The following is a 22803-nucleotide window of genomic DNA, read 5'->3' as shown; positions in this document are numbered from 1 at the left end:
AAAATTCTTTGACCGAGTCCAACACGACGTATTGATGGCTCGCGTGGCCCGCACCTTCCCACGTGGTTCCCTTTTCGCCGTGGAATTGAGTATTCGCTCCATCGGGCCAAAGTGCCATCTCAGCACCGTTGTCAGTGCTATAGATAACGATCGTGTTGTCGGCAATCTTCAACTCGTCCAACAGGTCAAGCAGCTGACCGACGTGTCCGTCATGTTCCACCATTCCGTCAGCGTGGATGCCTTTGCCAGTCTTCCCCAGCGATTCCTTTTTCAAGTGCGTGAAGACGTGCATGCGCGTGGAGTTAAACCACATGAAGAATGGTTTGTCGGCTTTGGTTTGACGCTCAATGAAATCCTTGCCGGCGGCAAGGAACTCTTCGTCAATCGTTTCCATGCGCTTGGTATTGAGCGGTCCAGTGTCTTCGATCTTTCCGTCAGCGGTCGACTTGATGACACCGCGAGGACCATACTTCTTCTTGAATTCGGGATCCTTCGGATAGAAATAACCCTCCGGTTCTTCTTCCGCATTCAAGTGATAGAGATTCCCGAAGAATTCATCGAAACCGTGATTGGTCGGCAGGTGCTTGTCTTGGTCGCCGAGGTGATTCTTACCGAATTGACCCGTGGCGTATCCTTGTTCTTTCATCGCGTCAGCGACCGTTGGCATCCACTCGGTGATGCCATGATCATCGCCTGGCATACCGATCGTCAGTAATCCGGTGCGAAACGGTTCCTGTCCAAGGAGGAAACACGCACGACCAGCGGTGCAGCTCTGCTGACCGTAAGCATCCGTGAAGAGCATGCCTTCGCGAGCTATGCGATCAATATTCGGTGTTTGGTATCCCAGCATTCCGTGCGAGTAAACACTGATTTGCGGAATACCGATGTCATCACCCCAGATGACCAAAACGTTGGTTCTTCTCGGATTTTAGTGGCCGATGGTCGATTTTGGCTGATTTTTGTACATTGCTGAGATGAACAGCCTGAACGAACATTACCGCGATCTTCTTGGTCTCGATGAATCTTGGACCGTCTCCGATGTGGACCTTCAATTGAAGGATAATTCGGTCGTCATTGAACTCGCTCACCGAGGCGGTCCTTTGACCTGCCCTGAATGCCAAAGTAGCTGCGGCAAGGCTGATACGGCTCCCTTAAGATCATGGCGACACCTCGATACCATGCAGTTCAAGACAGAGATCAGGGCCGCCGTCCCTCGGTGCAGATGTGCTCAATGTGGCGTTAAGACGGTTGCAGTCCCCTGGGCTGGGAAGCACTCTCGCTTCACTTTGATGTTTGAGGCGTTTGGCATCCGTGTTCTCCAAGCTGCGGCGAATGTCTCGCGGGCGGCAGCCTTGCTGAACCTGAATTGGGAGTCGGTACATAGGCTGATTGAAAGAGCCGTTTCCCGAGGCATCGATCGACGGACATTGGTCGAGATCAAGCACGTCGGCATTGACGAAAAGAGCCTCGGCAAAGGTCATGACTACGTCTCGGTATTGACCGACCAGGATCATCGGCGAGTTCTTGATGTAACCAAGGATCGCACCATCGTGGCTACGGATGAACTTTGGCAAACGCTCAACGAAAACCAGCGAAATGGGGTTGAATCGGTGTCCCTGGACATGTGGCAGGCATTCATGACCAGTTCCAACAAGAATGCTCCCAACGCGGAGATCGTGCACGACAAATTCCATGTCAGCAAGTATCTCAATGAGGCCGTCGACAAGGTGCGACGAAGGGAGCACCGCGAGCTCAAGTCCGAAGGCGACGAACGACTGACGGGCCTGCGTCAGTTGCTGCTATACAACGAAGAAAATCTCAATGAGGATGGTCAGGTGGAGATGCAGATCCTTCAGAAAAGTGATCTTCAAACAGGTCGTGCTTGGGCGATCAAAGAGAACTTTCGCCATTTCTGGTTGAGCGAAGATTCCAACTCGGCGGATACGTTCTTTCGCTCGTGGTACGGCTGGTCGATTCGCAGTCGCCTGGAACCAATCGAGAAGGTCGCCCGAATGCTTAAGAGCCATCTTCCAGGACTGCTGAGCTACTTTCGGCACCATGTCACCAACGGGCTAGCCGAAGGATTCAACAGTAAGATTCAGTCCATTAAGTCAGCTGCAAGAGGCTTTCGTTCCTTCGCCAACTAAGCACGTCGGGTGAATTTATTCGGCATAATTAAAAAGCGTAGGCATATACGACACTTCTCCAAACTCATTGAGTGTTTTCGTAAGTGTGTTTAGCAGTGTACTGAAGCGCTCCCAGGCGCCAGCGGGGAGCAGTTGGTACTTGAGTTTTTTCCAAAGCATTTCAATTGCATTCAGCTCTGGACTGTATGGCGGCAGATGGTAGATGTAGAGTCCTTTCTCTGCCCAGTCTTCCATGCGAGTTTGAAATGCTCCGCTCGTGTGGACTGAGGCATTGTCAAGGACCACAACAGTTGGACCGTCGATTGTTTGGCAATAATCATCGAAAATTGCAATCACCATTTCGCTGTTCACGTAGCCTTTGTGGAGATAGGTGTGGGTTTCACCGTCTTGACCCTGAAACCCAATCGCTTGAACGTTGCTGCCGTGTGCCCCGGTTACGGGTATTTCGTAGCGTCGACCGATCGGTTGCCATCCGTAGGGAACAACTCCTTTGAGCGAGAAACCCGCCTCGTCAAAGTAAACAACGTTCAAATCCGGTTCTTCGAGAAACTCGGCTAGCTCTTCCTTGGCCAATTGAAATTTCTTTTCATCCCGTTTTTGCCGCAAACTTCGACGATAACGTTTCCAACTCAGCCGAAACCGCCTCGCGTATTCTCGCAGAGTGGGTCGCTTGATTTCCTTGCCGGTTTTTTCTTTCAGCTCTTTCAGCACCTTGGCTGGTCGATTCGGGTATTTTCGAAGTAGTCGCCGGAGAGTTTGCTGCTCTGAGGCGTTGAGTATCGGCGGCGCACCGGGATGCTCGGAGTCTTCAAGTGCGTCGGGGCCGCCTTCTGAAAATCTGTCAATCCAACTGGATACCGAATCTCGATCCACGCCAAAGATATCGACAAGGGAACTTATTTCGTACTGTTGGTCGCTGAGTAAGATTGCGTGCGCACGAACTCGCGTATAGTGGCAATGATGACTTTTCCACATTTCCGTCAGTTGCTGTTTTTGCTCGACTGAGCCAATTTGTGCGAATTTTGTAGAGGGGCGTGCCATTTGAATCTCCCGGTTCGTGAAACAGGGAGAAACATGATGCTTCGCATAATCTCGACCATCGAGCATTTGCTAGCAAATCAGAAAGGATTCCCAACTCAACATGGGTGCAAAAAGCTTGCCAGTTATACCGAAATACTTACCCAGATGTGCTTATCGACTCAGGATTCTATTTTACTGTGGCAAACTCGATCTGATGCCGGAAATCGCGTGCCACTAAAATCCGAGAAGAACCAAAACGTTGGGCTTCTTTGTTTGCGCGTAGGTATTCGTGGCTGAAAGGACGATGAACGTTGTTGCAAATGCGGCGACCGCAAGACATTTCCAAAAGGTAATTCGCATCGATGTGGTCCTCATGAGTAACTTGCCTTCTTAATGTTCCGCACTCAATCAATCCGCGCGGATTGGACGAGGAAGAAAGAGTAAGCTGTTTTTGAGTATAGCGGAAACGTAAAGGCTACGCGACGTCTGCATCTCTGAGAACTAATTTCCGCCCAATTTCTGCCGCAACAATGATGGATTCATTTGTTCAGATCTCTCGGTATTATTTGACGTCTTCGCGTTGATACGATGGCTTTCGCCATGGTTGGCTGGGGACATCGTTGGGCTGGTGGCTTCCAAGGAGAATGACGAGTGCACCTGCTTTGTTTATGGATGACGAAAAGTGAGACGGGTTCGATTTGCGAATCAGACGGTCGCCTGATTGACAAATTCACTTACCTTGACTGTGCTCCGGCGACCGACGCAGGGCGGGCTCTTTAAAGCGATTCGACGCTCCGGTTTCATCGACCGGCGTAGGGATTCGGCATCGCCAAAGTATGCAATCGGCATCCGCGAATGCGGAAGCCTCCTTCGTTTTCGTCGACATTCCGTCCGACTTATCTGCCCAAGTGTCGTAGGCAGGCATAAATCACGGGACTATTTGCCGCCAATCTGTGCATACCGAACAGGCGTGAAGCTTCGGTCAAATCCTGTCCGTGACGGGTAGTAATAGATCCCAACCTGATGGCCTTCCGCTGACTTACAAACAGGCCGCTTGAATCGGACCATCGCTTTTAGCGGATTGCATTTCGTTCAGGTTCAGCGTTCATTCGGCACGCGTAAAGTTCCACCGACTTCGTGAAGCTGACGTTTGGCAACGGCTTCCCGAATCGGTTCGGACTGTTCACGAAATGGGCCGATCGAGCGAACCGTAATGGTTTTCCCATTCTCCTGCACTTCGTACGACTCGCCGACGGTTATTCCACCAGACGCTAGCATTTGTTCAATCATTTGTGCTTTCCGTGATAGGTACTTCGTTTTTCGCTGTGGTTTCTGTCTCGTGACAAACCGGCAAACGTCGTACTGAAGGTTTTTTCGCACGCGACATCGTAACGGTTGAAGATTCGGTCTGTCGCAACGTCTCGAACGTGTACGAGAACGCGGAACCTAGCATGTCGGCGGCTATCGCCGCAGCGTCAAAAACGGGGTGCATCTTCAGCTGATTTTCAAACGCGGCGGGGTTCTGTGAGTATGCAAACGCATTGGGCAGCTTCTTCATCCCCTCGGACGAAGAGCTGTCAATCGCCAGGAAACCAATCGTTTCCATGTGGTCCGCGTTACCGTCTGAAGCGTACCGAATGGGAACAACCAACGCGGATGCATAACGGTCCTGCCAATCTTCGCGGGTGCATTGGTATTGATTCTTGGCGGCAGCAAGATCTGGGCAGCAAAAGCATCGCAATGGCTGCCATTTCGTTTTGCCATCGCTGATTCCGTAGATGCTAGCCCACGTCGAGCAGGCTCCGGCTCTGTGCTGATCGACTTCGGCGTCGCTGTCAATTGAGCCTCGCGCCCCTGCATTGGAACTTCGGGAATACGTTGCAATCACATCACCGCTGCGGCCGTCTTCTTCCGCCGGTGCGGGGTAAATCATCTTGATGCAGACGTGAATATCTTTCGCGTCGTCTTCCAAAATTGATGCGACCATCTGACGGGTTTCATCGCAGTACTGTTGAGCAATCGCTCGCAAGTGCTCAACGCCTGTCAGGTTTCCGTGCGCACCCTGAATGGATATCGCCGACATCCGTCGCGATAGGTGGGTCAATTGGTGCAGGTGCGTGATTGGACCACCAATCGCACGAGCACGCAGTTGGCGAAGCTTTTCGCGGCCCCACGAGAACTGACGGGCAAACCGAAGGAAACGTTTGTGATGCTTCCACGCCTGCCAGCTAGTCGTCACGGCCGCGATTACGCCGCCTCCCCAGGTCACCAGCGAAGTGCCGCCTGCCTCGAATTGTTCTTCCAAACCCGTACCTCCATGATGCCACCCTGAATGAATCTAGCTTATTCGCCACGGCAGCCGAAGCCAATGGGGGGCAGCGACAACAATTCAGCTAAATCAAGTGCTGGCAAATACACTCGGCGTCGTTTGGGGAGGAAGTTGGCGTGCGTCTCCCAAAAGCCAGGGTGGTTTCCTCATTCACGAATGCTAATTGCATACTCCGGTGGCCGACACCGAAGTGTCTCGCACGGTTTTTGGCTGCCAAGGTGATCTTTCGTGCCGATCTCATCTCGTTCACTCGCTACTACGAATTCCTGTCTCAAATCGTCGATTACGACAGTACCAACCTCGAGTAACTGAATCTGTGCGCACGACACCTCGCACCACTGCTTCGCGAGGATGCCGCCAGTGATGAACCCATCGACTTGGCGTCAGTGGACATGCCCTACTTCCGCCTCTCGAAGATCAAGCAGCAAGACTTACTGCTGGTCAAAGAGGGTGCCGCAGGTCTCCAGGTTGGACCCGACATCGGGGCAAGCAAGCCAAAGTCCAAGTAAGAGGTGTGGCTCCCCTCTCCGCTGCCCGGCAGATCGAAGAGCGGTTTAAAATCCGGATTTTAAAATATCGATTGCAGGCGACCGTCTGCCGAGACGGACGTGGCCTAGACGGCGGAACATTGACTGATCGAGTCCTGGATCCCGTCATGCGTAGCGGATTACCATGCGTGACGAATTGCGATCTATCCGCTGGTCACGTGATAAAAAAGCCAACTTGATGGTTGGACTGGCCGCCTGACTTGCGGATAGATCGAGCGTTGAACTTAATCGATCGTGATCGGTCGCTTCGATTTGTGCGGAGGTGACTCAGTAGTCGGCGAGCCATGGCGAGACGGCAAGGCTGGTCTCTCGCTTCAGCAACGTCCCCACCCTGAGTTGGATGCGTCACTCGGTTGATACTTCACGCCCTTGGACTGCCGTCGATAGACCGCTCGTTCTGCATCGGCGCTGGCACTTCTTTTTCCGCGAACGCGATTCGGTGGGTTCCCTCGGTGCGATTGTTCTTGCTGCGGGGGGTTGGATAACCAAATTGGTGCCCGGATAACGAAAGCGAGTGGCTGGATTCTTTCATGCACGCAAATAGCGTTGGGGTTTTCGCCCGCTGAGTGCTGAACATGACGACGCGGGGTGACCGCGTCTGTTCATGAGATGAGTCCTAATGAGTGTCCTCGCAAGTCCGCTGGTCGCGGCGATTGCCAACCCCATCGCCGCCGGGCTGAGGAAGCTTCGCCAGCTGGCACCAGCTCAACCCGGCCCGACCAGCGTTGTGGTTCCCGACGCCAAGAGCGAAGCCGGTGGCAAAGACGGAGAACTCGGCAAGGCGGCATCGCAACCGTCAGGCTTGACCGTTACTGGACTGCTCAAGCAGTATGCTTCGCAGTACGTGAAGAAGCACTCCGGCCAGGCAGTCCCGCAAGTGCAGAGCACGCTTGCCAAGACGGCGCTGTGCCGGACGCGGGCCCTGGGTGGACACGTCTATCGCTGTGACGGATGTCAATCAGAAACGCCGGTTTACAATTCCTGCGGTGATCGTCACTGCCCCCAGTGTCGCGGTGCTCGGCGTGCCGACTGGCTGGAGTCGACTTGCGAGTTGCTGCTTCCCGGTGTGACGTACTTTCAGGTCGTCTTCACGCTGCCCGAGGAATTGTCGGGATTGGCATTGGGAAACCGCCGGGAAATCTACAACCTGCTGTTCCACTGCGCTTGGGAAGCCCTGCGCGTTCTAATCGCTAAGGAACAAGGTTTTGAAGCGGCGGCTGCGATGGTGCTGCATACTTGGAATCAGAAGCTTGACGCACACGCTCATGTACACGCGTTGGTCCCTGGTGGCGGACCGTCGCTCGCCCCCTCGGCACCGGGCTGGATCAATAGTCGCAAGCGGAAGGGCAAGCCTTCATCGGCTCCCTATTTGGTGGACGCGAAAGAACTCCGCAGGTTGTACCGCGAACTTGTCTTGAAAGGACTGCGTCGATTGCGGAGTAAGGGCAAGCTGAAGCTGGAAGGCGATTGGAGCCCATTGCAGGATCAGGCGAACTGGGACGAGTGGCTGAGTCGATTCGAGAACAAGACATGGGTGTCATTCATCCAAGCCCCGCCGAACGAGCATTGCCGGCCCGAACATGTTGCGAAATACTTGGCACGTTACATGACTGGCGGCCCGATCAGCGATCGTCGCTTAATTTCGCACGCCGACGGCAAAGTCGAGTTTTGGGCCCGGGTTGGCAATCAGACTGGCGGTGGCGATGGTGCCAGCGCACCGTACGCCCTCAGCGGCGTGGAGTTCGTCCGCCGCTGGTCGATGCACATTCTGCCCAAGGGTTTTACAAAATCTCGCCGCTATGGCGGTTACAGTAACCACCATCGCGATCGCTACATGAAAGAATGTGCCGAGTGGCTCAGCGCGGTCGAGGAATCGACACCGCCGACCGTCGCCGAGGAAAAACCGGAGGAAGAACCTGACGAGTCGGTACCGAAGTGTCGGCATTGTGGTGAAACAATGGAGTTGATCTCTTCGTCGCTCAAACCCTCATGGACTGAGGTGATGTCGAGTCGGTATCGGCCAAGGTGGTATGAAGATGCCTAGACCGGCGACACGTTTGACATTTCCCAAATCGTTGTCATACCGTATCTCGTTAGAGATGCTGTTGGTTGAGTGCTGCGCCGAAGTGAGAAATCAGGTTAAAAATGGGGATTGTGGGGTAGTCGGCGGCGAGCATCTGCCGCGACAAGTTGCGGTCGGCGTGGCCAGTGGAGTAGAATCAAGGAGTCGCCGGGTCAGTCCAATTGATTGATTCCGCATACGTTTTTGCCAGCGTGGCGATCACGATCGACAAAGTTCAACGCACGATCTATCCGCAAGTCAGGCGATCAGCTCAACCCGCAAAGTTGGGCTTTTCTAACGCCTGACCAGCGGATAGATCGCAATTCGTTGAACTTTCGCCCCACACTCTGGGCTGTGTGACGAGTGATGCAGCAGCGGCAACGAATATCATTCTATTGCATAGCATCCGCGGGATTCTAGTACCGGCATGAACTGGCGACCACTTTGGGAACGCAGATGCACCGGCGGTTGCGCCTATCCAGGGAATGAAAATTCCATCTGATAGTTCAAGTATCTTCGCCATTACCAGAGTGTAAAAAGTCGATCCCCCACATCTGGTCCGCGAACGATTGAACGTCGACCGTCTCGGAGACATATCGTTTGGCGAAGCTAGCTCCCTGATTGACGACCTCAAGCGTGGGCCGGGCGATGTGCGGTGCTGCCTATCGAGCATCGCGTTTGAAGGCAGGGTGTCTACCTATCTCAAGCGCGTAACACGGAGACTGCAGAAAATGGAAATCGCCCTGAAATCTAGCGAAATCCGGTGCCACCGAGGGCAGACGATTACCGGGCAGGCAGCTCAATGACGGGCCGCAGGCCGATGTTGCCGCTCCGAGTGCCGGGCTCGGAACTTTGCCGCCAATAGGACGTCGCAGAGAATGGCGGGTTGGAATAGCCGCCGCCGCGGATCACCTTGCGAGAGCCATCGGTGGGGCCTCTGGGGTCAGCTTTGCCGGATGAGGCGTAGAAACCCGGGGAAAACCAGTCTGAGCACCATTCGGCAACGTTCCCGTGTACCTGGTAGAGGCCGAACGGATTGGGTTGGAATGAATTGACGGGTTCCAACTGCATCTCGCGACCGTCGATCCTGAGGCTGGCCTGATGCGGCCCGATCTCGTCACCGCTCCAAAATCGGGTTGTCGTGCCGGCTCGGCAGGCATACTCCCATTCGGCTTCAGTGGGCAGACGGACTTTACCGCCCTCCGGGATGTTCGTTCCGGAGTTTGATAAGCGATCGCAAAAGTCGACGCAGGCGTCCCACGGAATCTGTGTGGCGGGAAATTTGGTTCCATCGCCCGTGACGGGTGTCAATCCGCCTCCCATGACATCACGGAACTGCTTTTGCGTCACCTCGTAGGGGCTCAGGTAGAACGGCTGCGTGATCGTGACCTGATGAGCCGGTCGACTGGCGTCAACCCATTCCTGCTTGTTTCCTGGCATCATCGGCAGCATTGCCGGCATGCCCATTTCAAAAGTGCGCGGCGGAATGAGAACGAACTCAAGCTGAAAGGCTCGATCGTTGGGCATCCCAACCGTGATCATCTCGGGAAGCTTTCGGTCGTTGCTCCAAGCCTGGCGAACGGGTCGAATGTCCGTCGCGGTGAGAGGTGCCGTTAACGGAGCCGAACCGGCGCTGGGCCCTTGGCTGATCGGCTCCTGCTCATTCGGGGTCTGCGCGGTGTTCTCAGCAACCATCGGCGCGGTAATGGTCGGCTTGATATCGTTGTTTTTGGCAATGCGGTCCTCGATTCGTACCGTCAGCTGGTCTTGGCCTGTGACCGTGATGCTGGCGGGGCTGAGTCGACGATTGTCGGGGCCCTCGAGTGACAGCTTGTAAGTACCCCGATCAACGACGAACTTCGCCTGATCCCCAAGTTCAACCGATCTAACTTCCCCATCCTCGCTGGTGATCCGAACGACGTCACCGAGTTGGTGATTCTCGACAAAAACGGTGGCTTGGCGGTCAGTCTTGAAGATGATCTGAAACGCGGCGAATCCACCCGCCGCGAGCATCAACGCGACCAGAATCAGCCCGCCGATGCCGCGACGTCTTGGCTTCGGTTTCGGTTTCGCAGCGTCTGCCGGTACAGCTGTGCGTATGCGAGGGAATGCCTGCTCGGTCTCTTGAGTACGTGAAACCGGCGGAGGTGGCGGAACGATCGGAGGAGCGTCCAATTTCAACGGCGCGTGCGCTGGCAGGTCCGGATACTCGAGTTGCTCCAGCAGCACGATGACGGCGTAGACGCTCTGAAGGCGATCCTTCGGTTTCTGCTGCGTCAATCGCTCCGCGAGTGCGGTGAGCTTCTGGACGGGCTCGGTTCGCTTCGGTTCTGTGACAACTTCAGGCAACTTGCTGAGTAAATACATCAGCACGCGGCCCACTGAGTAAATATCTGACCGGTGGTCGATCGAAACATTCCCCAGCGTCTGCTCCGGCGACATGTACCCCGGGGTCCCGGCCCGAGATCGCGGGACCGTCTTTCCGGATTCAGTCGCCAAAGTCAGTCCGAAATCAATCAGCTTGATCGTGCCGTCGTGGAGCCGCATGACATTTCGCGGTGTGACGTCCCGATGCACGAAGCCCTGTGCGTGAAGTTGATCCAGACCCCGGCAAGTACCGAGCAGAATCTCAATGACCTCGGCAGTCGCGCCGATCTTCTGGTGCTGCCCTAACTCGTGAAGCGACTCGCCTTCTAAGTATTCCTGGATCAGGTAGTGACACCCTTTGTCCTCCCACGCATCGTGGGCCAGCACCAGGTTGGGATGACCCAATTGGCCAGCGGTCTCAATCTCTTTGATGAACTGGTCGTAGGCCGCCGGATCTTCCTGTCGGAAACTGCGAATGACTTTGACGGCGGCCCGCCGTTTCAGCTTCGTGTGCTGTGCCTCGTACACCTCACCCATGCCGCCCATGCCAATCAGCCGAGTGACGTTGTATTGCCGAATCGTGCACGGCAACTGGAGGACAGGTTCTCGCCGGGACGCATTGACCTTGTTCGAGAAGAAATCAACGACCGAAACTGCGGTTTCGTTGAGTAACTCCCTATCAGTGAAGACTTTCGCTTGTTTCAGGTCTTCCGGGGTGATCCCGGCGATCAGGTTGCGAAAGTTATCGTCAGGCTTCTCGATTCCAAAGAAGATCTGCTGGCATTCCGGGCAAGAATCCAGGTGATCGTACAATTCATCGATCTCGTCGCCGTAGATTTCTCCCCTGCTAAGGCGAATCAAGTGCTCCCGCTCAGGGCAAGTTGGTGATGCGATCATTTGCAGACAACGTGTTTGAGTTTTCAGTCTTCGAGGAAATGCCCTAGCACATGCCTATCGCGTGACCGTAACACGAAATGCAGCAAACTATGACTTCGGGGCAAAGTCGTCCCTGAGGATTTCTCGCAGTTTCGCTTTGACTCGACTCACGCTCATGCGGATGTTTTCCAGCGTCACGCCCAGATCCGATGCAATGTCCGCAGGATCCTCTTCATTCAACTCTCGTCGCTCAAACATCTCCCACGTCTTGGGTTTGACCTTGCTCCGAACGATGTTCATCGCGGCACTGACCGCCTCTCTGAGTATGCGCAAATCCTCGTCGTTGGTTCGTCCATCGTCGCCAGCGGAATGGTCCAACATGGACTCGACCAAGGGATCTTCCACCGCGTCAAAGTAAGCAGGGTCAAACTCGAGTTTGCCCTCGGGCCGTTTTCGGCGGTAATCGGCAGCCTTCCAACGGATGATGTTCCGCATCCAGCCCCGAAACTTGCCCAGCTTGGGATCTCGTTCGAATTTGCCGATACTCCCGTACAGCGAATTCAAAACGTCCTGTAGCACATCGTCGACTGCCTCGCGTGGCACCCCCTCGTGCCGAATGTAATACCTCAGCCATTTCGAGTAGACCGCAACAAACTCGTTCCACCGCTCTGGCGAGAGCCCCTTCAAGTCAACGATCATGCTGGATCGGGTCGCCAATCTGGACTGAGATTGAGACTGCGATGGCGGCGTGGAATGTTCATCGGGTCGCATCGGGAGGTTTTGTTGGCTCATGAGTCAGTCGCGTCCCGCGTCCGTGTTTCGGTTGATTGCCATCACTTCGGTTCCCGCGTCACCGGTCTGGCCACTGAGTCGAGAAATGCCTGTAAGTCCTTCCGACGAAACAACCGGTAGTTGTTAACCGGATTGACCTGCACTGCAATCTTTCCCTGCTTGGCCCAGGCCCGCAGCGTATTCTGCGAGACGCCCAGGAATTCCGCCGCCTCTGCCGTCATCAAGTAATCGCTCAGTTTCTCGCTCATCTCTTCCCCCGTCAGTGGAGTGAGACCGTCGTGGTTTCTGTCCCCCAAAGGGTAACAGAGTCTGCGGAGGAATACAGCAAGGAAGGGCCGGCCCTCCGGCACCTGAGGCCCCAATCCCAAGGAACCCTTGAATTGCCGCCGTATGCCCGTCAGCCACCACATGGGCCTCGGGGCCATGAAATGCCAGTTCGGTGCCCCTGAGCCTCTGCGAATCTCCAGGCCCATACTTCGACTACGCCTCGCGTCCGGAAACAAGGTGCTTCGAGGTGACGTGTATTGCATCCACCGACGTGTCCCCACCGAAGTCACACAGCCGGATTGGGCTCAGTGACGCTTTGACGGCTCGGCTGCCTGTCGACGGATTTTGATCTAAGACTGCACTTCAAAATCCGGATTTTAAACCCGGATCCTAGGCAATCGTGGGGACCAGTCTTGTCCCAATCCGACGCGGCGTGCATTGGGGAAACCGCCCGGCAAGCAGGCGGCAGAGACACCTGACTTCTTGTTTGCTCTGAGGAGCCCGGACACACCGGCCGATCCCGGAGATCTTCAACACGGATCGCCTTGTTGAGTGCTTTGACTCGCCTGTCGACGTTCCCTTTGCTGAACTTGCCGTTGTCGCCCGTCACTTCAGCCATCAAGCCCTCTTCGCCCGCGTGCTCCTCGACCAACTCATGTAGTTCGCTCGACTCGGCTTCCTTTCCGATTTCCAGTTGCTGTAGGCGTTGCTGCCTCGTTCACCGCGAATGCAGCAGCGGCGAATCCGGCTAAAGCTTGCATTTCGTCATCATCAATTGCGAAGTTGGCGCCAGCTCAGTTGGCTCCCATCGCTGAAGGTGTCCTCATACCGCCTGAGGCCGCTGGTAGCTTCTGTGAGCATTGAGACTGCCCCAAGCAGCCGATTCCGCCAATTGGAGCCAATCATAGCCCTGAAGCTCTCACCGGCGTCACAGGGGCTTCGGCACTGCCACTCAACTGGCGATCAAGAGCCCGCGACCAGAGCCGACGGAAACGGGCTAAATAAGGCCGTCCCCGGCTCTTTACCTGCCTTTCAGGCTCTGCCAGCACGGCACCCTGGGAAAATTCGGGCACTTCGTGTTGCGCCCCTGCGATAGGTATTGAGCGAGTCCAGCAAGGGCAGTGCGAGTGCAATCGAGGGGCCTGGGGAACGAAGCCCGCGTGGTTTTCATTTCGCTTAGGGAACCCCTTCACACCCAGCACAGCCGTCACGCCGTTGTGGCGGGACTTGATTGTTGATTTCCAGAACCCGAACGAAGGGAGGAGCGACTGTGAACGATATTGTTATGGCCAATGACGGAACAAAGTGCATTGAGCTGAAGGGCACCCCGAGTGGTTGCGTCCACGCAGCTCAACCGGAACCCTCACTGCGATCGCTGGCCCTGTTGGTTGGTGATCGAGGAGAAGGGATCAACCTACCCACATCTCGCCCCAGGCACCTACGACCTGGACGGCTTTCGCGTCATCGTGGAACGCTAAGACTAACCACTGGGCGGCAGGACCTGGCTTTCACGGGTTCTGCCGTCAGGTTGTGAAATTATCGTACTCCATATCTTTACAGATATGGTGAGCGGGGCTCGTTAAGATGCCCATGCGTGTCGGTATTAATAGTGAGTTGCTTTCAGCTGCCTCTTTCAATTCCGGCTTTTAACTCGTGTCATCTGGCCTGAAAGTTAGGTTAGATGACACGTTTTTTAGAGGCGTGCCATTTAACCTAACTTTCAGGCGGTCAAACTTGGCGTACTGAAAGCCGTTTAAATTCTGGCTTTTGAAACGCCCAATCTTAGACTCTGTTTGACGACGTCTACATACTAATACCAACACGCATGGGCATCTTAACGAGCCCCGCTCACCATATCTGTGAAGATATGGAGTACGATAATTTTACACCGTACTCCTCTAACCCTGAAGGTCGTTATGCGTAAACCTTTTGACCTCACCGCCCCCGTTGTCATGAAAGGGGCTATCAGGCACAAGCTCACTAAACCTGAGTTTCCAGCTCTCGCTAGAGTTGCGAGGGTGTGCGTTACTGACGCGTTAGTAGCCAATCCTGAGTTACGTTTGATAAAAAGTACTCTCAGTGCGACGTTGACCTTGCAGTACGCGATACGCGGGCATTACTTCCAGGCGACGACGCTCAACCCGTCGAAGGCGTTGGATTACGCCTACGCCCTGAACTGCCCGCCCAGCAGTTTCCACGTCACCCCGTACACCAAGCTATGTGGGAATCCTCGGGTGTGTCCTTGGTGTTTCTTTCGACGGATGCTCAAGGTGTTCAACCGTCGATAATCGTTTTCGACCTCATTGCCCTCGGTGCTCTGATCGAACCAGCGAGAACCACACAACTCCAGCAACTCGTCATCCAGTTCGGCCGCCCGCGCCGCCCGGGTCGAGTCGAGCAAACGCCCATCGGCTTTGATGCGTTTGGCAGCGTTGCAGATTTCCAGCAAACGATCGGCGAATTGGCGATACGGCACGTTGTCGGGTTCTTACTGCGTCAGCTTGATCGCCTTGGGGATCAAGTCAGCCCAACAAGTCTGGGACTTGGTAAAGTTCTGGTACACCGCCGCGTCGTCGCTGATCAACACTCCGGCGAACGTCCCCTTGTCCAGAATCCTGCCGAGCGTCTGGCCGTCTTTGTGAACGCCGTAAAACAACACGGTCAACTTGTCACTCAGGAAAGCCCAGACGCTGTTGATGCTCCAAGAAGTCTCGTCGGTATGCACCACCGCGCTGTGGGCCAGCAGCGTGCAGAGATGATCGAACTCGCTTTCCCACGCGGCAGCGAGTTGATTGAGCAAGGCGTCCGCTTGGCTCTTACGAAGCTATAACTGTTGAAAGAACGACAAGACCGCACAAGCCTTGTCGATCGACAATCCCAGGCAGAATACTTGATAGGCCAATGCGACGATGATTTCGATTCCGAATTCACCACGACCGATCGCACCGGCAGGCTCGCCGAATCGGTTGCCCGACCGGAAGACCTCGTAAGCGACCAGCACGGCTCGTTCGTTCTCCTGTCGCCACATCACCCGGGTGTGGGAAAGGCGGCAGTCTGCGGTGGGCACACCCTCGGGGAAGACCTGCTCCGTTCGCTTGGCGAGCTTGACTTTGTCAGCGGTGCTGATGCGTCGCTGCACGGCCATCTGCCGACGGTTCGGCGAGCGTCTTGGCAGTCCTGCGACATCAGGAGCCACTGGAGGCCCCTGTGAGCGTACTGATGGGGCGGAAAGTGCATTCCTCGTCAATCGCCTCCCTGAGGCCTCCAGTGGGCTTCTCGTGGCCGGGTCGCTCTTTGCTCCCGTTCGCCTTCCCTGTTGAAGTCTGCGATACCAAAGCGTCAACCCACCGGTTTCCCACCACAGGCCTTGATGCGTCCCGCTTTCGGTTGACAAACAGGAACAACGATCCATCGGTGACGTTCTTGCCGAGCGACGTAGTGACGATGCCGGTCAGCCCGTCGAAGCCTTTTCGGAAGTCGACCGGGTCGGTACACAGATAGATTGTCGTTCCGGTAGGCAGTTCGATAACGACCGGTCCTCCGTGCCGCCGGCCGAATTTGAATTGGCATCGTGTTGCGGATCGGTCGGCACTTCGATTCAGATGCGAATCCCACCGGGCAGTTCGATGGTAGTGCAGACACGAGGCGGGTCGTCAGGCTTGGTGGCTTGCTCGGCTTCGGTGACTTGTTCGAGCTGGGCTACTTTGGGAGCGAGCATGACAGGCAGGAATGCAGTGGGCGGAATCTTTGATTTTGATCGGGCTCTACTGGCCAGCCCCCGCAGTCTGCGTCGCCAGTAATAGTAGGATGGCTGGGAAACGGCCTCGGCGGCACAGAATGCAGCGACGGTGGTGCCAGACAGATCAAAGCGCTGCAAACGCTCGTCCCAAAGTCGGGCGGTCTCGGACTTGGACATGGGTTTTCTCCGCTCAAGTGAAACGAAACAAAACCCACCAAGCTAAACTCCGCGCCTACCATGGTTCTGGTGTACGGTTACGTACTAAGACTGCCCCAAGGCAGCCGATTCCGCCAACTGGAGCCAATTCATGGCCCTGAAGCTCTCAACTGCGTCACAGGTGCTTCGGCACTGCTACTAATCAGGCAATCCGAAGTCCGCGATCAGAATCAAAGGAAATAGGCTAGATGAAGCCATTAACCGCCTTTCAGGCTCTGCCAGCACGGCACCCTGGGGAAATTCTGAGATCTCGTGTTGCGCCCCTGCGATAGGTATTGAGCGAGTCCAGCAAGGGCTGTTTCTCCTCAACAGAGATCCCTGCACACCCTGCACAGCACCTCACCACGGCCTCCTATCATCAGTCCACCAGGCGCAGTGAAACATGACTACTCGAACATCGCTGACGTCAGTCGCTAAGACGGGTGTGTGGGGGTCATACAAAGCTTCAGAAAACAGTTTGCAAATGCTCTCCAAAGGAACCAAACATGTACCAATTGCCTCGAAAATGCGTCGTGGGCTAAATGGCTACCTTCACAAAGACCACGGCCGCCACGCTCGGCGAGGTCGTCGAAGCAGGGGAGCACTACTCAACTCACGGCGTTCAGTATCCTCATTAATCCCCTGGCGATTGCAATCAAGACGGGTTTCGAATCATCATGAAACGCCGAGACTACTCTCCGACCGCCAGGACCCCGACCTTCATGAGGTCCCGTCTTCTCGTTTCGATGTAGAATTGGTGTATTCTGTCATTTCTAATGACAGAGTAGGGCTCCTAAAGATGCCCATACGCTCAGGTTGGTATTAATAGAGAGACGACAACGACCGACTCTTTCAAATCCGGATTTTAACCCGCGTCATCTTGCCTGAAGGTTAGGTAAGATGGCACGTTTTTTTGGAGCGTGAAGTCTTACCTAACCTTCAGGGTGCCAATGCCGTTGTTCTGAAGGTCGTTTAAAATCCGGCTTTTCAGACGCCTGGTTTTCGACTTTGTTTGCCTCGGGTTATCTCTATTAATACCAACCCGAGCGTATGGGCATCTTTAGGAGCCCTACTCTGTCATTAGAAATGACAGAATACACTAATTCTACTAAACTTCCTCCTCTGACCCTGAAGGTTCGCATGGCCAAACCACCTAAACCCGTCGACTTCGTTCCTTTGAAGGGGGTCGTTAGGCACGCGTTCGCTAAATCCGAGTTTCCAGCGCTCGCCCAGGTCACGCGAGTATGCGTTACCGATGTAATGGTGAACGATCCTGAGACACCCTCGGTTAAGACTACTTTCGGTGCCACGAAGAACTTGCAGTTCGCGGTGCGTGGTCACTACCTCCGAGCCATAACGTTCAATAAGGAGCAGGCGAAGAAGTACACGTACGACCTGAACTGCCCGCCTAGCGGTTTCCACGTTACTCCGTACACCAAGCTATGCGGGAACTCCCGGGTGTGTCCTTGGTGTTTCTCTCGGCGGATGCTCGATGTGTTCAGAGTACTGACCGAGCCTCCGCTTAAGATCCGGAAGGAGAGCAAGATTCTGTTGTGGAAACGCGACTTCGACGCGATCGACAAGTTGCCGTTTCTCCCTTCGACCCGCGGACCACACCAACGGCTTAACGCCTTGGCGACCGTTCAGCTGATGCTTCCGATCCTCAACCCCTACACTCAATCGTTTTACTTACGACACGTTGGGATTCAGGTGGTCCCGAAAACCGCCACCGATGTCGTCAATAAGGTGAACCACAAGAACGACGGCCCTCCGTTGGCTGTCGGCCAAACGACCTCGTGTACGCACGACGATATCTTCAAGGTGTTCAGAAACACCGTGAGGATACCTTGGATGACCTTGTACGAACCTGACAACTTCCCTCACTTCATTGACTTACTCGGCATGTTCCCGCGGAAGCAACTGCTGCGGATCAGCCGATACAAACCAAAAGGAGATCTCAGTGGAGATCGACTCACCCCCGTTTCCAAAGGACTCGACAAGCCCGGAACAACTGTTCTGGACACTGAGTGCCCTTTTTGATTGGACACTGAATCAGGAGGCCTGGGCGAACATGGAGGCGTCAAGCCTGAAAAGGCCGATGTGACGGATTGTTCGAGCTTCACTACTCAAATACTCACCGAGTCGTTCCACGGCCATCTGCCGACGGTTCGGCGAGCGTCTTGGCAGTCCTGCGACATCAGGAGCCACTGGAGGCCCCTGTGAGCGTCTTTGATGGCCGAAATCGCCATCCCCTCGTCATCGCCTCCCTGAGGCCCCCTATGGGCTTCTCGTGGCCGGGTCGCTCTTTGCTGCCGTTCGCCTTCCTGCGGCCAGGAGCCCGGCCTGACGGGGCCTGAAGGGATAGCCAGCGTCGTTGGGGGTGCAAAAGCGATCAGCGATCGCCGCTTCGACGGCGGTGGCGTCCATCAACCAGTTCACCGTCTCGATGTCCTCTTTGGGCTTGGCTGGTGTCGTTGCCGCTGAATTCACCGCTGTGATGCCTCTCATGAGCGGATAGCGTGTCGGTGCCATCATCTGAATGATGGCCCAGGCCACATCTGTCGGCCCGCTGGCTGCGATCACTCGCAGTTGGCGGGCTTTTGGTTTGAGGCAGAGCGTGGGCGTGTGACGGGCACTACTATGTAACCGTTCACCCGTACCATTCGGCCCGGTGGGTTGACGGCTATTTCTTGAGGCGTCAACGGCGGGCGCGCCGGACTCGCTTGCGGTCGGCTGCTTGTCGGCCTTCGTCTTGTCGGTAGTCATGCGCCCAGCACGCTGCAAACGTGATTCGCGAGTCGCTGCGAACATCGATCTTTTGTAAACCTGACCAGCAGTCGCCGAGCAGCGTTCCTTCGCAATCCGCCAGCACATCATCGGGGCCGTCACGGTGACGACTGACCGTGAAGTCGCACGCGACCACTGGAAAGACGGGAGGCGTAGTAACTCCACATGCTTGCTTGGCTTGCCAGAGGCGATCGCCTTTTCAAGCACCTCGCCGATTCGCTCAGCACGTGGATGATTCGACAAGTCGGGAATCGCCTGGGGCGTGATCAACACCACGCCTGTGTCATCATAGCCCACGCAAGCGTTTGTCTTGAGAAACGGCCGCAGGCGTTCAGCCAGTGGGCGTAGCGCGAACTAGACAGAGGTTTCGATATTCGCCAGCGTGCTACGACTGGGCGTCCAGTCGCTGCCGGCGAACAGGTCTTGCTGGCGGTAGAACGGCAGATGATAGAAGTACTTCCAGGCAATGACTTCGACACCGATTGAAACATCAAAACGATCCCCTTCGACCAGCCCAGTGGGCCGCTCGGAGCTGACGACGCTTTTGTTCTTGTCGACTGGACTGGCTTCTTTGGCGTATTTGGTCACGCGGACTTTCAGCTCCGGCGCAGTGAACTCGAGCGTTTCGACTTCGTCGTAGCCAATTAGGGCTAGTTCACGCTGTCGGCCCGCTGGCTGCGTGATTCGCAGTTTGCGGGCTTTTGGTTTGAGGCAGAGCGTGGGCGTGTGACGGGCGTGCAGGGCGTGTAGGGCACTACTATAGGAAACGTGAAATTAGAAGGCGTTCACGGTTTCCATCGCGACGCCGCCGATCGCCGCGTCGTGTACGTTCCTTGGCGGATTAACCTTTTCGCGAACGGAATCAAACGACAGCGACAGGTTGTGGCGCCCACTGCGCCACTTCGCACTGGGCACGCTTGGCAACTTTTTGGCCCGCCTGCCATGCAAGTTGAGCCTTCTCGTCGGTGAAATGCGACATGTCCAAACCACACTGGTCGGCCAACAGGCGAATCTGTTCAGCAACAACGGGCACCTGAGCCGCCGTGACGCCCACGGCCTTCTGTGCCAGCCATTGGAATCCGATGGATGCGACATCTTTGACCGTCAGTGTCTCACCTTTGTCGCTTTTGCACTTTTGCTCCGATAACTTCGCTTCCAGTTTGCACCAGCTCGATTCGCTCAAGCTGACTCGCGTCTTCCCATTGGCCCACCGCACGCGGAAACCAATCCAGTCCACGTGGTCGCCTGATGCGAGGTCGTAAACAGCGTCCTCCTGGCTTTCCTTGATCTTCATTCCGATCGCTTCGATGCGTTTTCGGAGTGCCTCGCAGCATTCGACCGCTGCCTCGTGAGTCTCACAGAAAATCGCGAGATCGTCAGCGTATCGCACGAGCACCGTGCCCGGGAAATTCTTGACCCACCAGTGATCAAGAAAGTGATCCAGATAGACATTCAGGCAGATCGGTGAAATGGCAAGCCCCTGCGGAATTCCGAGCTTGCGTTTCGGGTCAAGCAGCTCTTCGATCAGTCCCATCACCGGTGACTGATGCAGCCGAGATCGTAGGATTTGCAGCAACCGCTTCTTGGGCACCGTGCCGAAGGCATCGCGGATGTCACACGCGACCATGTGGTGCATGCCATTCTTTATCAGCGACTTGGCAGCCATCACACCATGTGCGGGCGACCGCTCGGGCCGGAACCCAATGCTGAGATCGTAGAAATCAGGATCGAGCAGAGGCGTCAACAAGTTCGAAAGATTGCGTGCAACGATCCGCGCTTCGGACATCGGCACCTCGATCGTTCGGAAGCCCGCTTTGCCAGGTTTGGGAATCTTGTACTTCGTAAACTTCCCGCGTCGAAAGCTGCCGTCGAGGATCCGCTTCTCGATGTCACGCAGCCACTCCCACGGATACCAATTGGCAATGGCTACTCGCGGGTCGTCGCCCAAGATTTTCCTGCGACCGATGTCGTCGAGGGCGATACTCAGCATGCGAGGGTTGGCGACGGTACGGAGCAGCGACTGGCAGTGCTCGTGCGTCCTCTTCTCCGAGGTGCGAGCCCAGTTCTCGACATCGTCCCTGTACGACACCAGTGGCTCGACATCCTCTGAGCGGTTGCCGAGATAGTCGCGCTGCAGATAGCGGTGCCACAGCGGCGAGAGGGATTGGTAGGTCATATTCTCAATTCGCGGTGATCTGAGTGGGTCGTCGAAAAACAACCGGGGCCGAGCAAAACGGCCCAGCCCCGGCTATCGTGAAAAAACGAGGTTCTGGCGGGAGCCAGAGATAGAGAAGAAAGAAATCCTCTCACTATTTCTGAACTAATCCTTAGCCGGCTCCACACATTGAATCACGTTCAACGTGCTCAATGCGTAGATAAAGCGGACCAAGGACTGATGGAGTCACCAAGGTGATATTCCTCTCCATCCAGGAATGAAAAAATGTTCTCCCTTTCTATTAGAGACATAGGGACAAGGGACCAGAAAACAAAAATTCAGACAGTTGTTCTTCTCGACACCCTCCCTCTTTGAAAAGACCTGTTCAACAGACAGAGACCTCAAGGAACCGCAAGTCTCGAAGGTTGTCTCGGTTTCCGAGAGTGGCTTCAAACGATGCGGCAAGGAATCAACTCTTCGGTAATCGAATGTTACCGCTGCTGGTCAAGTCGATCAGCATGAGTGAGTCCAAGGGAGTGAATCAAGAAAAGCCGTCTTGTTCAGTAATCAGGTGCTTTCAGTAATTGGCCTCGTTGGTTCAGGTTCACGGGACTGGAAGTAAGCGTTAGCCACTGGCTTCATGGCCCGCTTTTTAAATTCCGGATTTTAAATGGAGCCAGCCAACTGACTGATTTTGTCGTTCATCGCCGTGATGTCTTTCTTGGCCTGTGCGACAACAATCGATCTCATGTACTGGTTTGCCGGCATGCTGTTCATGCTAGCCACGAGTTTCACGAATGTCTGTTCGTCCGGTGTGAATAAGACTTTCATCAACTTGTTTGGTTTCTTCACGTCGCTGCTTCCGTTCGTCTTCATCTTTCAGCCTATCGTTTTAGTTCTGTGACCTCAGTGCCTTCATGGCACCAGTTTAACGCCGGTCCTTAATATACCGTGGCGCATTACGTGGTCAACAAGATTACTGCAAATGCTCTTTCAAAGCGAAAGCCGATCGAGTGAGTCCCATCGGCACTGAACTACTGCCACGTCGCTTGAGAAGATCGATCGCATTCTGAGCCACAATGACCCTCACGCACCCGACACGAAGACGAGTACTCACCAGGGGATCAAGTCAGGACCGAATCGACACAGTAACTTCTTCACACTGCTCTTTGCAAAGTGCGATGACGATCTACTTTTGGCTACCCGAGCCACCTGTTCTATCGACGTCTGCAAGCAAGATTTTGGATATCGGTCCTTGCTGAGCCAACCAAAACTCCACGCATCACTCTCGCGATCAGGGAAAGCGATCGCATCGTCAATCTGAACGACTCCCTCGTGTGACACGCTCGAAAAAAAAACCTGCCAGTCCTGACGCTCCCGCACGGCCGCTGCTGCACGATATCGCAAATCGCTCAAAGAAGGCCTTGAACCGCTCAGCAGGGCCCTGAGAGTCCATCGTGGGCCTCCTTGGCAGCGTGTCTGCTCAAATACCCTGATCTCGCTTCGCCGAGCACGACAC

The 22803-nt window shown here is 55.2% G+C and carries 18 protein-coding genes and 1 pseudogene; 3 read left to right on the top strand and 16 right to left on the bottom strand.

Annotated elements, in window-relative coordinates; genetic code table 11:
• Positions 1 to 52 precede the first annotated feature (52 nt).
• A pseudogene (locus SH410x_RS15180) lies at positions 53 to 907 on the bottom strand (sulfatase-like hydrolase/transferase); the annotation flags it as partial.
• Positions 908 to 974: 67 nt separating this feature from the next.
• Here SH410x_RS15180 and SH410x_RS15175 point away from each other — a divergent pair.
• Positions 975 to 2147: an ISL3 family transposase gene (locus tag SH410x_RS15175; protein WP_473668494.1), complete on the top strand. Its 1173-nt coding sequence runs from the start codon at positions 975 to 977 to the stop codon at positions 2145 to 2147.
• A 15-nt stretch (positions 2148 to 2162) separates the two neighbouring features.
• Here the strand turns inward: SH410x_RS15175 and SH410x_RS15170 are convergent, their stop codons facing one another.
• From SH410x_RS15170 to SH410x_RS15160, 3 genes are all read right to left on the bottom strand, one after another.
• Positions 2163 to 3254 carry an IS630 family transposase gene (locus SH410x_RS15170; protein ID WP_473668492.1) on the bottom strand — a complete coding sequence of 364 codons (1092 nt, stop codon included), beginning with the start codon at positions 3252 to 3254 and terminating at the stop codon, positions 2163 to 2165.
• 1011 nt (positions 3255 to 4265) lie between these two features.
• On the bottom strand, positions 4266 to 4457 hold the full coding sequence (locus SH410x_RS15165) for a hypothetical protein (RefSeq protein WP_473668490.1): 192 nt from the start codon (positions 4455 to 4457) through the stop codon (positions 4266 to 4268).
• Positions 4450 to 5472 (bottom strand): hypothetical protein, encoded by a 1023-nt coding sequence (locus tag SH410x_RS15160; protein ID WP_473668488.1) that lies wholly within the window; start codon positions 5470 to 5472, stop codon positions 4450 to 4452. Before SH410x_RS15160 ends, SH410x_RS15165 begins: the two co-directional genes overlap by 8 nt.
• A gap of 1191 nt (positions 5473 to 6663) precedes the next feature.
• Here SH410x_RS15160 and SH410x_RS15155 point away from each other — a divergent pair.
• Complete coding sequence (locus SH410x_RS15155) at positions 6664 to 8088, top strand: IS91 family transposase (protein ID WP_473668486.1); 1425 nt, start codon at positions 6664 to 6666, stop codon at positions 8086 to 8088.
• A gap of 801 nt (positions 8089 to 8889) precedes the next feature.
• Here SH410x_RS15155 and SH410x_RS15150 read toward each other — a convergent pair.
• The 8 genes from SH410x_RS15150 to tnpA all read right to left on the bottom strand — a co-directional run bounded on the left by SH410x_RS15150 (position 8890) and on the right by tnpA (position 16324).
• Positions 8890 to 11370, bottom strand: coding sequence for an SUMF1/EgtB/PvdO family nonheme iron enzyme (locus SH410x_RS15150; RefSeq protein WP_473668484.1), 2481 nt, complete (start codon positions 11368 to 11370; stop codon positions 8890 to 8892).
• An 87-nt stretch (positions 11371 to 11457) separates the two neighbouring features.
• Complete coding sequence (locus tag SH410x_RS15145; RefSeq protein ID WP_473668482.1) at positions 11458 to 12120, bottom strand: sigma-70 family RNA polymerase sigma factor; 663 nt, start codon at positions 12118 to 12120, stop codon at positions 11458 to 11460.
• Between the two features lie 62 nt (positions 12121 to 12182).
• Entirely contained in the window at positions 12183 to 12389 is a 207-nt protein-coding gene (locus SH410x_RS15140) for a MerR family transcriptional regulator (protein ID WP_473668480.1), read from the bottom strand.
• A gap of 2183 nt (positions 12390 to 14572) precedes the next feature.
• Positions 14573 to 14884: a hypothetical protein gene (locus tag SH410x_RS15135; RefSeq protein WP_473668478.1), complete on the bottom strand. Its 312-nt coding sequence runs from the start codon at positions 14882 to 14884 to the stop codon at positions 14573 to 14575.
• A 12-nt stretch (positions 14885 to 14896) separates the two neighbouring features.
• Positions 14897 to 15208, bottom strand: coding sequence for an IS66 family transposase (locus tag SH410x_RS15130; RefSeq protein WP_473668476.1), 312 nt, complete (start codon positions 15206 to 15208; stop codon positions 14897 to 14899).
• Positions 15209 to 15232: 24 nt separating this feature from the next.
• Entirely contained in the window at positions 15233 to 15604 is a 372-nt protein-coding gene (locus SH410x_RS15125; RefSeq protein ID WP_473668474.1) for a hypothetical protein, read from the bottom strand.
• A complete protein-coding gene (gene tnpB, locus SH410x_RS15120; protein WP_473677317.1) occupies positions 15594 to 15905 on the bottom strand; it encodes an IS66 family insertion sequence element accessory protein TnpB in 312 nt (103 codons plus the stop codon). Before tnpB ends, SH410x_RS15125 begins: the two co-directional genes overlap by 11 nt.
• A 101-nt stretch (positions 15906 to 16006) precedes the next feature.
• Positions 16007 to 16324, bottom strand: coding sequence for an IS66 family insertion sequence element accessory protein TnpA (tnpA, locus tag SH410x_RS15115; RefSeq protein WP_473668472.1), 318 nt, complete (start codon positions 16322 to 16324; stop codon positions 16007 to 16009).
• 1158 nt (positions 16325 to 17482) lie between these two features.
• On the opposite strand from tnpA, the gene SH410x_RS15110 reads away from it, so the two are divergent.
• Positions 17483 to 18382, top strand: a complete 900-nt coding sequence (locus tag SH410x_RS15110) for a hypothetical protein (protein ID WP_473668470.1) — start codon at positions 17483 to 17485, stop codon at positions 18380 to 18382.
• A gap of 237 nt (positions 18383 to 18619) precedes the next feature.
• On the opposite strand, the gene SH410x_RS15105 is transcribed toward SH410x_RS15110, so the two are convergent.
• From SH410x_RS15105 to SH410x_RS15090, 4 genes are all read right to left on the bottom strand, one after another.
• On the bottom strand, positions 18620 to 19426 hold the full coding sequence (locus SH410x_RS15105) for a hypothetical protein (protein ID WP_473668468.1): 807 nt from the start codon (positions 19424 to 19426) through the stop codon (positions 18620 to 18622).
• Between the two features lie 57 nt (positions 19427 to 19483).
• Positions 19484 to 19717, bottom strand: coding sequence for an IS66 family transposase (locus SH410x_RS15100; RefSeq protein ID WP_473668466.1), 234 nt, complete (start codon positions 19715 to 19717; stop codon positions 19484 to 19486).
• Between the two features lie 274 nt (positions 19718 to 19991).
• Positions 19992 to 21305, bottom strand: a complete 1314-nt coding sequence (locus SH410x_RS15095; protein ID WP_473668464.1) for a reverse transcriptase domain-containing protein — start codon at positions 21303 to 21305, stop codon at positions 19992 to 19994.
• Between the two features lie 645 nt (positions 21306 to 21950).
• Complete coding sequence (locus SH410x_RS15090; protein WP_473668462.1) at positions 21951 to 22160, bottom strand: hypothetical protein; 210 nt, start codon at positions 22158 to 22160, stop codon at positions 21951 to 21953.
• Between the last annotated feature and the right edge of the window lie 643 nt (positions 22161 to 22803).

The sequence above is a fragment of the Rhodopirellula sp. SH410 genome, from assembly GCF_055811895.1.
Note: the sequence above shows the minus strand (reverse complement) of the source record. Positions and strands in the feature narration are given on the sequence as shown.

Coding starts and splice junctions, on each gene's coding strand:
- SH410x_RS15175 (WP_473668494.1), top strand. CDS start 975: ATGAACAGCCTGAACGAACATTACCGCGATCTTCTTGGTCTCGATGAA.
- SH410x_RS15170 (WP_473668492.1), bottom strand. CDS start 3,254: ATGCTCGATGGTCGAGATTATGCGAAGCATCATGTTTCTCCCTGTTTC.
- SH410x_RS15165 (WP_473668490.1), bottom strand. CDS start 4,457: ATGATTGAACAAATGCTAGCGTCTGGTGGAATAACCGTCGGCGAGTCG.
- SH410x_RS15155 (WP_473668486.1), top strand. CDS start 6,664: ATGAGTGTCCTCGCAAGTCCGCTGGTCGCGGCGATTGCCAACCCCATC.
- SH410x_RS15150 (WP_473668484.1), bottom strand. CDS start 11,370: ATGATCGCATCACCAACTTGCCCTGAGCGGGAGCACTTGATTCGCCTT.
- SH410x_RS15145 (WP_473668482.1), bottom strand. CDS start 12,120: ATGCGACCCGATGAACATTCCACGCCGCCATCGCAGTCTCAATCTCAG.
- SH410x_RS15140 (WP_473668480.1), bottom strand. CDS start 12,389: ATGAGCGAGAAACTGAGCGATTACTTGATGACGGCAGAGGCGGCGGAA.
- tnpA (WP_473668472.1), bottom strand. CDS start 16,324: ATGTCCAAGTCCGAGACCGCCCGACTTTGGGACGAGCGTTTGCAGCGC.
- SH410x_RS15110 (WP_473668470.1), top strand. CDS start 17,483: ATGGCCAAACCACCTAAACCCGTCGACTTCGTTCCTTTGAAGGGGGTC.
- SH410x_RS15095 (WP_473668464.1), bottom strand. CDS start 21,305: ATGACCTACCAATCCCTCTCGCCGCTGTGGCACCGCTATCTGCAGCGC.
- SH410x_RS15090 (WP_473668462.1), bottom strand. CDS start 22,160: ATGAAGACGAACGGAAGCAGCGACGTGAAGAAACCAAACAAGTTGATG.